The organism is Polynucleobacter sp. 35-46-11 (assembly GCF_002281105.1).
In genome coordinates this window covers 1-10,684 of sequence record NZ_NCFJ01000060.1, presented here as the reverse complement: position 1 = coordinate 10,684, position 10,684 = coordinate 1, and the positions used below count along the sequence as shown (strand labels likewise).

The following is a 10,684-nucleotide window of genomic DNA, read 5'->3' as shown; positions in this document are numbered from 1 at the left end:
CTGCAGGTGGGTTAAATACGCGGTTTTCTTGCATCAATGGTTCCATGCTTCACAGCCCTTCTATTTAATAATCAGTCGTTTTTTTCTGCAAAAATAGCGCAGAGTTAGGGAAACGCATCCCCAAGAGCTAATAAGATAAGTGAAAACACGCTAGATTTGCTCTATGGCAAACCCTTAAAATAGAAAAAACCTTACATAATTAAGCCCAAAACCATGACAAATATCAAACAAAACGACCTCATTCAAAGCGTTGCAGATGCATTCCAGTTCATCTCTTATTACCACCCAAAAGACTTTATCTCCGCTATGGGTAAGGCTTATGAGCTAGAGCAAGGCGCTGCTGCCAAGGATGCGATTGCTCAGATTTTGACCAATAGCCGCATGTGCGCAGAAGGTCACCGCCCGATGTGTCAGGACACAGGTATTGCAGTCGTTTTTCTCAAGATTGGCATGAACGTCCAGTGGGGCGACGCCACCATGAGCGTCACCGAGATGGTGAACGAAGGTGTTCGTCGGGCCTATATGAACCCAGAGAATCCATTAAGAGCCTCCGTATTAGCGGATCCAGCAGGTAAACGCAAAAACACGGGTGATAACACCCCTGCAGTCATTCACTACGAAATTGTCCCAGGCGATAATGTTGAAGTCATTTGCGCAGCCAAAGGTGGCGGCTCTGAAAACAAAGCCAAGATGGTGATGCTCAACCCTTCTGACTCGATCGTGGATTGGGTTCTTAAAACTGTACCGACCATGGGTGCAGGCTGGTGCCCCCCTGGCATCCTCGGCATTGGTATTGGCGGCACTCCTGAAAAAGCCATGTTGATGGCTAAAGAGTCTTTGATGGGTCCAGTAGATATTCAAGAATTGATCGCATGCGGCGCGAAGACTCGTGCTGAAGAACTGCGTTTAGAGTTGTATGAGAAGGTTAATAAGCTCGGTATTGGGGCACAAGGTCTCGGTGGTTTAGCAACTGTTCTAGATATCAAGATCATGGAATACCCAACGCATGCGGCTTCATTGCCAGTAGCGATGATTCCGAACTGTGCCGCAACCCGTCACGTGCATTTCCACTTGCATGGCGATGGCCCAGCGATATTAGAAAAGCCATCCTTATCCGATTGGCCAGATGTAACTTGGACTCCGGATACCAAAAAATCCAAGCGCGTGAACTTAGATACTTTGACCGCTGAAGAAGTGGCTGACTGGAAAGAAGGTGAAACTCTTCTTCTCAACGGCAAAATTTTGACCGGTCGTGATGCAGCACATAAACGCATTGCCGACATGCTTGCTAAGGGTGAAGAATTACCGGTGAGCTTTAAGAACCGCGTGATCTATTACGTTGGTCCAGTTGATCCAGTGGGTGGTGAAGCCGTTGGTCCAGCAGGCCCAACAACCTCAACTCGCATGGATAAGTTCACTGAGATGATGCTTGCCAAGACCGGCTTAATTTCCATGATTGGTAAGGCAGAGCGTGGTCCTACTGCAATCGAGGCAATCAAGAAACATAAATCTGCCTACTTAATGGCTGTTGGAGGCGCTGCTTACTTAGTCTCTAAAGCCATTCAGACGGCCAAGGTGGTTGGCTTTGCTGATCTGGGTATGGAAGCGATTTATGAATTTGACGTCAAAGATATGCCAGTGACAGTAGCTGTGAGCTCTGACGGCATATCCATGCACGATATTGGACCGAAAGAATGGCAGGCAAAGATTGCTGGCATTCCAGTCAAGATTGCTTGAGTCATTTAGTGCGTCATTTATTCGTTAAATCAACCGCACTTAGTTAAGCGACCTTTACTTGGCACTCATCGGGGTTTTTGATTCTGGCGTTGGAGGCTTATCCATTTTGGATGAGGCTCTGCGCCAGCTTCCCGAGCATGACTATATTTATTTAGCAGACTCTATCAATGCTCCTTATGGGGAAAAAACTAGTGAGTGGATTGCTGCACGAAGTATGGAGCTGTGCCAATACCTAGTAGCGCAGGGATGCGATGCCATCATGGTTGCGTGTAACACAGCCACTGCCGAAGCCATTGCTCATATTCGCAACCAGCTCAGCAACATTCCAATCATTGGCGTAGAGCCTGGCATCAAGCCCGCAGCAATGCAGTCCACTAATGGTATTGTTGGCGTACTTGCAACTGAGGCCACACTCAAGAGCGATAAATTTAGCGCCTTACTGGCCACACTTCCGAACTGCCAATTTGTTAAACAAGCTGGGGCAGGTTTGGTACCGCTAATTGAGGCGGGTCAAGCCAATGGCGAAGAAACCTTAGAGTTACTTGCCGAGCATCTTGAGCCAATCCAGGATGCAGGTGCCGACACCCTTGTTCTTGGATGTACGCACTACCCTTTTTTACGAAAAGCGATCCGCAAGCTATTGGGAGACTCAATTAATCTCATTGATACCAGCGATGCTGTAGTACGCCAACTCAAAAGAAAATTAGAAGCACAAGGCAAGCAGTTGGATGATGGGGAGCATGGTTCCATTAGATTCATCAGTAGTAAGGATGCAGAGCTTTTGCATCAAATGGCGCAAGAGCTGATGCAGTCGGATTTAGATGGGCACAGTATTGAATCTCAGCTGGTGGGCACTTTCAAATGAGCACTTTTTTGAGTCGACTGAATACGCGTCTGCCCTTTGATAAAACCGATCGCATCATCATTGGTATCGTCATTGCTTTACACCTACTATTTTTAATTGGTTTTCAGAGTGGCATGAAACCCGATAATGAAAATAACTTAGATGATGCGCGAGTGATGGCCAACCTAGTGAGTCCTGAGGCTGCCAAACAACCACAAGCTGCTCCGGCTGCACCCCCACCCAAACCTAAGCAAGAGCAAAAGAAGAAAACCGTGGATGAGAAATCTACCCAGGCTCCAACACCACAAACGCAACAACAGGCTGCAACCCCACCAACGCCGCAGCAGTCTAAAAGTGAATCCCAGGCACCAAATGCCACTGTTGCCCCTGCCTCTACCTCAGGATCCAGCGGCACACCAATTCAGACTGACATTGGTAAACTGGTTGTCGTATATCTACCTGATGCTGACGCTTACTACCCCTCTTTCTCAAAAAGATCTGGGGAGCAAGGTGAGGTGGTGGTGAGATTGATTATTGATGAATCAGGAAGCGTTGAGGATGTGGCGTTATTACGTTCCAGCTCCTTTCCAAGGTTAGATCGTGCAGCAACGGAAATTGGTCGTCGTTATCGCTTCAAACCATTTCTGGTAAACGGCTCGCCTCAAAGAATTTCCACTAACCTTTTAATTAAATTCAATTTAAAGAATTAAATATTATGAATACACCATTTGGCTTAGCAAATTTATGGCTCGAGGGCGATGCAATTACCCGCTTTGTGGCAATCGCACTTCTCATCTGCTCAATTGTGACTTGGGTAATTTTGCTCTCTCGCTTTTGGGATCTGCGTAATTTGCGCAAGTTCAAGCCTGAGCTCGATCAATTTTGGCGCGCCACTTCGTACGACCAAGGTTTAAATGCATTCACTAGTCATGCAAGTAATCCTTATTATCAAATTGCTAAGGCTACGATTGGAGCTTCTATCCACCACCAAAGTCAATCGACCAATCATCGTGAACTTTTACAAACACTGAATTACTCGGAGTGGATGGCAAGAAGTCTGAAGAACAGTATTGATGGGGTTGCCGCTCAACTCCAAAAAGGCCTTACCTTCCTTGGCTCAACCGGGGCAACCGCACCATTTATTGGTTTATTTGGAACTGTATGGGGCATCTATCACGCCTTGATTTCTATTAGCAGTTCAGGTAGCGCCCAGATTGATCAAGTTGCCGGCCCAATTGGCGAAGCTCTCATCATGACTGCCTTGGGCTTGGCGGTAGCGATTCCAGCAGTACTAGGCTTTAATGCCATTAATCGCGCCAATAAATTATTAGTTGCTGACCTCAATCGCTTTGGCAATGACCTCCTTGCTTACTTTGTCACTGGTGCCCGTGTGAAGTCCGGAGAATAAACATGTCTTTTAATCTTCAGAACGATCAAGAAGAAAGCGGCATCATGGCCGAAATCAACATGACACCGATGGTGGATGTCATGTTGGTGCTCTTAATTATTTTCATTATTACCTTGCCGGTTATTCAACAGGCGGTAAAGGTTGAGTTGCCAAAAGCCAATAGCGTGCGTAATGAAGTAAAGCCAGAGTCAGTTCAACTCTCAATTGATGCTCAGGGTCAAATATTTTGGAATAGCACGCCGATTGATTTAAAGACTTTTGATGGTTATGCAGAAAAAGCTGCTCAGAAGGAGCCGCAACCAGAAATCAATTTGCGTGCCGATAAATCTGTTAAATACGAATACGTTGCTCAAGTGCTAGCAGCATCTCGTCGAGCAGGCTTAACAAAATTAGGTTTTGTAACCGAGCCTAATTAATTTACCGAAACCCAATCAAACTGTCGAACTACTGGGGGTCAGTTCACTAAGGTGGTTTTTATTTATCCCGAACCAATCGAAATCCTAGGTGTGACATCGGACTATAGGGATCGGCGCCACGCCGAGCGCTCGGGCGGTAAGACTGGCAGTAGTCCTCATTACACAAAAATGATCCACCTCGAATGACACGCTTAGGGGCATTAGGTGGAACTCCAGCATCGGCAGGATCAAATGATTGATCTGGACCCTGAGGATTGAGAATCACTTTATTGCCATATTCTTTAGCTTGTTGCGCAAAAAAATTAAATCCATACCAATCAGCAGCCCACTGCCAAGCATTGCCCGTCATATCAAATAGGCCATAACCGTTCTGCGGATAGGTTCCCACTGGACTTGTACCAATCGCTCCACCCGCTTTTGGACTTACTTTTATATCGACAACTGGGAAAGCCTGCTTTCTAACATCCCAGATATTGGCAAGCAATTTTCCATCTTGCTCTAACTGGTCACCCCAAGCATAGGTTGCTTGATTCAATCCACCGCGCGCAGCAAATTCCCATTCGGCCTCGGCTGGTAAACGCTTTCCAGCCCATTTTGCAAAAGCTAGGGCATCAACATAACTCACCTGAACAACTGGATGATTGCCCTTACCTTCGATATTGCTCTTAGGGCCAGTAGGATGCTTCCAGCTTGCACCGGGAACATATGCCCACCATTGAGAGTAGTCATCTAGACGCACCTTATCTTTTGTACCCACAAAAACCATAGCTCCAGGAACAAATGCGCTCGCTGGCGGCTTCGGTATTCCAGGAGGCAACTGAACCTTGATAGTGTCCCAATCTGGGATTTGCTCAGCCGTAGTCCGGTAGTTTGTTGCTGCTACAAATTGGGCAAACTGATCATTAGTGACATGGGTCTGATCCATCCAAAACCCATCTACCTTGACACGATGAACAGGCTTTTCGTTAACCTGTGCTTTCTTGTGATCGCTGCCCATCAAAAACTCACCGCCAGGGATCCAAACCATTCCTACGGGGGCATTCTGACCATCACTCTGGATTACTTTTACCTCAGCCGTAGCAGAATGACCAGACTGCCCCACAAAGAAGTAAGAGGCAATTCCCCCTGCCGCAACAAGCCCAGCGGCAGCAAGAATCCAATGGCGACGCTTGATCAGCACTTAATAGACCGATGTAGCTGTAGGACAGGCGCCCTGTTTATTGCGAATGGTTTGGGCATCAATGCTATTAGTGAGACCATCCCAATTGAAGTCGGCCACACTGGATGACAAAACACCCGCTGCTGTACCAGCCCAATTTAAGAACTTTTGCCAAACACTCAAATCTTGATCGTTCACCTGACCATCAATATTCGCATCACCAGGACAGGCTGGCTGGGACGCCAAGATTGAATTCAATTGAGACATGAGGCTGTTGTATATCGACAGTAAGGTTGATGAAGAGTTTGGATCTAATTGATTGGCCGAACCAGGATTATCTAACTTAGGTAGAGGCGCCGCTTGGTCAATCTGATAGAACTCATTAGTCACATTGACCAACTGGTTTCCAGAAGAATCAACGCAGGTGTTGTTGGCAGAATCAAAATATTGCGTTGTGTTCTGAACAATCTTGTAGCCGTCATTGCGAATTCCGGTGCTAGACTCGGCCACAATCGTGATCTGAGGTTGACCAAGGGAAAATTTAGCCTGATTTACCTGACAGCAACTTTGATATCCCTGGGATGAGCTGTGGCCAGCCGTTTGAGGAACAGCATTTGCACCTGATGTATCAAATCCAACCCCCCACCATGTTCCATTGTTGTCTTCGCACACACTCTTTGAAATCGGAATCTGTGAGCATGAACTACCCGAGAAAACGCACGGTCCATTCCGACCACCGTTAGCCTGGATGTTATAGCTACCTTGAGCAAAGTTCACGGTACGAATACTAGATTGATCGACCTTGGTTAAATAGGCAAGTAAAGGTGCAGCATCAATGACACGTGGCACTGAGGCAGGAACATTAATTCCTGCAATCTCACCAAAGAGCTGAAATACATCCACCATGTTCACCATGTGATTCACTTCGCGATCAGGCTGAACAACCAAGGGTCCCGCAGCAATCAAGGGCACCCAAATACCAGTTTGGTATGCCGTACCCTTAGCAAGATTAGGATTGAATGGCAGTTTGACTGAGCCCCCCAATGTGCCATTGTCTCCAACAATCACAATCATGGTGTTGCTTGCCTTCGGGTCGTAAACCAGCTTTCCAGTAGACCCGCGGGTAGCAAGGCCCGTCTCTATCATCAAGCGACCAAACTCAGTATCCATCGCCTCTGTCATTTGATTTTGAATTGAACGCTGCTGAGTAGAGTTCTTACAATCCAGCTGATCAGCAGCTGCTCCAGCATTTGGAGCCAAGCCAATTGGCGCCTGCTGCAAAGGAGTGTGTGCAGAACTAAAACTTACCGTCGCCATCCAAGGTTTATTGCTTGGACGACTCTTGATCCAGCTAATTGCTGCATCAGCCTCAATGGTTGTGCGATACCCACGATTACGCGGATCGGTCAATGGAACTGTTGTTACTGTTCCACCCTGGTTGATTACCAAGGGCGAAACATAGTAGGCATTTTGCATGGTGCTAAAGTTCAGACCGGATGGAGCCGCATCTTGACAAGAAGTATTGGGCACAAAAATACCACCACTCATCATGCATCGCTTACCAGCAGAATCCCCGTCTGAATTTGGGCCATTCAGCGCACTACAACTACCATTAGCTTGACGGCATGCTCCACTTGTGGCGCCATTAGTTTGTCCGGCACCCGGAACAAATCCGCAGGAGTAAGTTCCGACAGTGGTGGTAATGCCGCCCGCCGTTGTGTCAATGGAAGCTGGCAAGCCACCAATCCACCCATAAAAATAATCCCAACCCAACTGTCCGGGAGTACCGTTACCTGCTTGATTGTTGTCTGGTCCGGCTAAGTGGAACTTACCAAATAAGCCGCTGTCATAGTTCGCCTGCTTCATCAGCATGGGCGTAGTCATGTCGTATGGTGAAACCTGAGAATTGGCTAAATCATCCTGACCAATCGCACCATAAATTTTGGTTCTAAAAGGAAAGCGCCCAACAAACATAGATGCGCGCCCAGGAGAGCACTCAGGCATTGACCAGGTATTACGAAAACGCACCCCCGAACTCGCCATAATCTGAATATTTGGCATACTCGGCTGATTATCAGCATCGTAGCCAAAGCTAGACATTTGATCTATGCCAACGTCATCCATGATGACAAATAAAATGTTGGGTGTTCCAGTGGAAGAACCTGAGCTACCCCCACCCGAACTTCCTCCGCAAGAAAGCAGCCCCATCACTGTTAGGGCCAATAAAATACTTTTCAAGATTTTTGATTGCATTGCTTTTCTCTTACTATTTGGCGCCAATGATTATTGCGCGTATTTCCAAAGGTCATTCAAATAGCCCGACGTTCCTACAGCATCAGGGCCATATCCACCAAATATCCATAAGTTACCACTAGCATCTGACCAGCCAATGACGTCCTTACGTGAGCCAGGCTGGTTGCTTGTTGAAAAAGTTCCTTGAGTACCGTATACAGGCAGAGCACCTGGCTCGGTAGCCCCTGTCATCCAGGCCCATTGATTGGTGCTGGCGTTGTATTTCCACCAGTCATTTAAGAGGCCGCTTCTACTGGCGCCATTTCCATCTGCGCCAAACATCCAAAAGTCACCTGCTGTATCAACCCATGCAAATGGTCCGCGGTACCAACGAGCCCCAGGCGTATTGCTAGCGGCAGCGACTCCTTTTGCACCGTAAGTACCAAAGGCATTATTCAAATTACTTCCGTTCATCCACGTCCACTGCTTAGTGGTGGTGTTGTATTTCCAGAGGTCATTCAAAATGGCTGCAGAAGTACCAACACTATCCCAGCCATTGCCACCAAAGAACCATAAGTTATTAGAGCTATCAAGCCAACTGACCGCATCTAACCTGGCGCCAGGTTGATTTGTACTTGCACTCACAGTTTTCGTACCGTAAACACCCCCTGAATTTGTTAAGTAATTTGATGAACTATCCTTGCCCGCCCCACTTCTAAAAGTCCAAGTGGATGCGCTTGGATCAAATTCCCATAAATTGTTATAAGTAATAGTTAGAGCGGAGTCTTGTGCTCCACCATATATCCAAAGATGGCCATCACTGGTAATCCAGCCATTTGCCCCAACAATTCCGCCGGGTGTATTGGTAGTGCTAGGCACATCCTTACTGCCATATACGGGTAATGCTGTAATTCCCTTGCCACCAGAAATCCAAGCCCAAAGGCCAGAAGCAATGTTGTATTTCCAGAGGTCATTTAGAGTGCCCATGGTGCCTGATTCACCATAGCCAAAACCACCATACATCCAGAGATTGCCGCTAGTGTCAGTCCATGCAACCGGACCAATACGAGCGCCAGGGCTATTGCTAGCTGCCGCAAGGCCTAGAGTTCCATAACTTCCGTAGGTGTTGCTGGCTTGAGAGCCATTCATCCAGGCCCATTCTTTTGTCTTGGGGTTATATCTCCACATGTCACTAAGAAACGTCACCGCATTTTCTGTTAAGCCACCAAATAACCAAAAATTGCCTTCCTTGTCTATCCAGCTAACAGATGTGCTGCGAGCGCCTGGCACATTCAGAGTGCTCCCCACCCCTTGAGCAGTGAAGTCGAAATTCAATGCGCCGCTATATTGACTGCCACCGACCCAAGTCCAACCGGAGCTTGAAGTAGATGGCGAACTATCAGAGGAGCCCGCGCCACAAGCAGACAACAATATCGAGCTACATAAAACAGATAGCAGCAAAGAAATACTTTTCATGACATTAATCCTGCAGGCATCTTGAGGTTTGCCCATAAAGTAATTAAAAATAGTGACACTCAAATTCAAAATCAATAGACTGCCGTTGCTTTACCGCATACACCTTGATTGTCTCGAATGATTTGAGCATCAGCATTATTGGTAAGGCCATCAAAATTAAAGTCTGCAATACTAGACAAGGCCCAACTCAATAGTCTTTGCCAGATACTGAGATCCGCTGAGTTTACCTGACCATCTATATTCGCATCACCATTACAAGGAGGTTGGGAAGCAATAATGCGATTGAGTGATGCCAGCAAACTATTATAGTTTTCAGTTATCATGCTTGACCATGAAGACATCGTTGACATCAAGTTTAGATCCGCCTTGTCAATCTTGGGCGTAGGCACCGCCTGATCAATTTGATAAAACTCATTCGTGGTAACTAGCCCGCCAGTATCTGTTGACGGGAAATAGGTTTGAGTCTGATTACGGACCAACTTATAGGTATCATTTCTTACGACCATAGTAATCTCCGCAGCAATAGTCGTTAGAGACCTTCCAGCTTTATATTCCGCCTGATTCACTTATCGTCCATCACCACATACAGAATATTGGGGGTTTCAGTAGATGAGGTTGATCCACTATTGCCGCCACAACCGATTAGCAAAAGAGCATTGAATAAAATTATTAGAGTGACAGCAAATTTTTCATTGGGGGCACACCCGCCAGGGGCGCTTTGAAGCATTGAGCATCTGTAAGCTTATGTAGCAAAATTAGCCATCAAACTAATATACCCCAGCCTTACTAATGATTTTCCCCAAGCAAGGGCACGCAATGCTCTTCAGTGGTTTTTCTGCCATTACCCAGGTGTACCCCCAGAATGCCGCCCTGAATGGTTTCAGCTTTGATGAGTTTTCCAGTTACTTGGTTAAGGCTGATTTCAGTTGCAACCTTGCCGGCTGGATAGGTAATTCCATCTATCAACTCGGGATCAAAGGAAGCCTCAATCGTTATCAAGATATTGGGTCTAGCAATCACTACGGTCCTTACGGTCTGTCGACCGCCCTCATCCATGCGGTCTAGATCTCGGCCATCTAAAAATACTTTTGCTTTTTGCACTTTCGTAGCAGGCTGAATTCTGAGCTCGTAATTTTCGGTATAGTCTTTTTCCGTACGAGTGCAGTTAAACACGAAGGCAACTTGCGCCTGAGCCTCAAAGGCAGATATTGCCAGCAGAAAAAAAAGAGTAGTAAATCTTTTCAAGATCTTGATGGGGGGTAAGATAATTAACAACAACCGATTGGTGCCCGAGGCCGGAATCGAACCGGCACGACTTTTTTGAGTCGGCAGATTTTAAATCTGCTGTGTCTACCGATTTCACCACTCGGGCTCGCACGAGCAATAAAGCCGTACTAAATAAATCAAGACAA

The 10,684-nt window shown here is 46.7% G+C and carries 10 protein-coding genes and 1 tRNA gene; 5 read left to right on the top strand and 6 right to left on the bottom strand.

Annotation, left to right across the window (positions count from 1 at the left end; translation table 11 throughout):
• The first annotated feature begins 213 nt into the window (after window positions 1–213).
• Genes B7Y67_RS06775 through B7Y67_RS06755 form a run of 5 tightly spaced genes read left to right on the top strand, consistent with a single transcriptional unit; the run spans window position 214 to window position 4,405 of the window.
• Window positions 214–1,737 (top strand): fumarate hydratase, encoded by a 1,524-nt coding sequence (locus B7Y67_RS06775; RefSeq protein ID WP_293597986.1) that lies wholly within the window; start codon window positions 214–216, stop codon window positions 1,735–1,737.
• A 58-nt stretch (window positions 1,738–1,795) separates the two neighbouring features.
• On the top strand, window positions 1,796–2,602 hold the full coding sequence (gene murI, locus B7Y67_RS06770) for a glutamate racemase (protein ID WP_293597985.1): 807 nt from the start codon (window positions 1,796–1,798) through the stop codon (window positions 2,600–2,602).
• On the top strand, window positions 2,599–3,291 hold the full coding sequence (locus B7Y67_RS06765) for an energy transducer TonB (RefSeq protein WP_293597984.1): 693 nt from the start codon (window positions 2,599–2,601) through the stop codon (window positions 3,289–3,291). Before murI ends, B7Y67_RS06765 begins: the two co-directional genes overlap by 4 nt.
• Window positions 3,292–3,296: 5 nt before the next feature.
• Window positions 3,297–3,989, top strand: a complete 693-nt coding sequence (locus tag B7Y67_RS06760; RefSeq protein ID WP_293597983.1) for a MotA/TolQ/ExbB proton channel family protein — start codon at window positions 3,297–3,299, stop codon at window positions 3,987–3,989.
• Window positions 3,990–3,991: 2 nt separating this feature from the next.
• Complete coding sequence (locus B7Y67_RS06755; RefSeq protein ID WP_215326769.1) at window positions 3,992–4,405, top strand: biopolymer transporter ExbD; 414 nt, start codon at window positions 3,992–3,994, stop codon at window positions 4,403–4,405.
• A gap of 58 nt (window positions 4,406–4,463) precedes the next feature.
• On the opposite strand, the gene B7Y67_RS06750 is transcribed toward B7Y67_RS06755, so the two are convergent.
• The 6 genes from B7Y67_RS06750 to B7Y67_RS06725 form a co-directional block, all read right to left on the bottom strand.
• Window positions 4,464–5,585: a formylglycine-generating enzyme family protein gene (locus B7Y67_RS06750; protein WP_293597982.1), complete on the bottom strand. Its 1,122-nt coding sequence runs from the start codon at window positions 5,583–5,585 to the stop codon at window positions 4,464–4,466.
• Window positions 5,586–7,817, bottom strand: coding sequence for a sulfatase-like hydrolase/transferase (locus B7Y67_RS06745; RefSeq protein WP_293597981.1), 2,232 nt, complete (start codon window positions 7,815–7,817; stop codon window positions 5,586–5,588).
• A gap of 30 nt (window positions 7,818–7,847) precedes the next feature.
• The gene (locus tag B7Y67_RS06740; protein WP_293597980.1) at window positions 7,848–9,308 is read right to left on the bottom strand and encodes a kelch repeat-containing protein; all 1,461 of its coding nucleotides are present in this window, start codon (window positions 9,306–9,308) and stop codon (window positions 7,848–7,850) included.
• Window positions 9,309–9,343: 35 nt separating this feature from the next.
• Window positions 9,344–9,838 carry a hypothetical protein gene (locus B7Y67_RS06735; RefSeq protein WP_293597979.1) on the bottom strand — a complete coding sequence of 165 codons (495 nt, stop codon included), beginning with the start codon at window positions 9,836–9,838 and terminating at the stop codon, window positions 9,344–9,346.
• 220 nt (window positions 9,839–10,058) lie between these two features.
• Window positions 10,059–10,517 carry a hypothetical protein gene (locus B7Y67_RS06730; RefSeq protein ID WP_293597978.1) on the bottom strand — a complete coding sequence of 153 codons (459 nt, stop codon included), beginning with the start codon at window positions 10,515–10,517 and terminating at the stop codon, window positions 10,059–10,061.
• A 38-nt stretch (window positions 10,518–10,555) separates the two neighbouring features.
• Window positions 10,556–10,644: transfer RNA gene (locus tag B7Y67_RS06725), tRNA-Leu, on the bottom strand.
• Window positions 10,645–10,684: the final 40 nt, after the last annotated feature.

Coding starts and splice junctions, on each gene's coding strand:
- B7Y67_RS06755 (WP_215326769.1), top strand. CDS start 3,992: ATGTCTTTTAATCTTCAGAACGATCAAGAAGAAAGCGGCATCATGGCC.
- B7Y67_RS06745 (WP_293597981.1), bottom strand. CDS start 7,817: ATGCAATCAAAAATCTTGAAAAGTATTTTATTGGCCCTAACAGTGATG.
- B7Y67_RS06775 (WP_293597986.1), top strand. CDS start 214: ATGACAAATATCAAACAAAACGACCTCATTCAAAGCGTTGCAGATGCA.
- B7Y67_RS06760 (WP_293597983.1), top strand. CDS start 3,297: ATGAATACACCATTTGGCTTAGCAAATTTATGGCTCGAGGGCGATGCA.
- B7Y67_RS06740 (WP_293597980.1), bottom strand. CDS start 9,308: ATGGGCAAACCTCAAGATGCCTGCAGGATTAATGTCATGAAAAGTATT.
- B7Y67_RS06765 (WP_293597984.1), top strand. CDS start 2,599: ATGAGCACTTTTTTGAGTCGACTGAATACGCGTCTGCCCTTTGATAAA.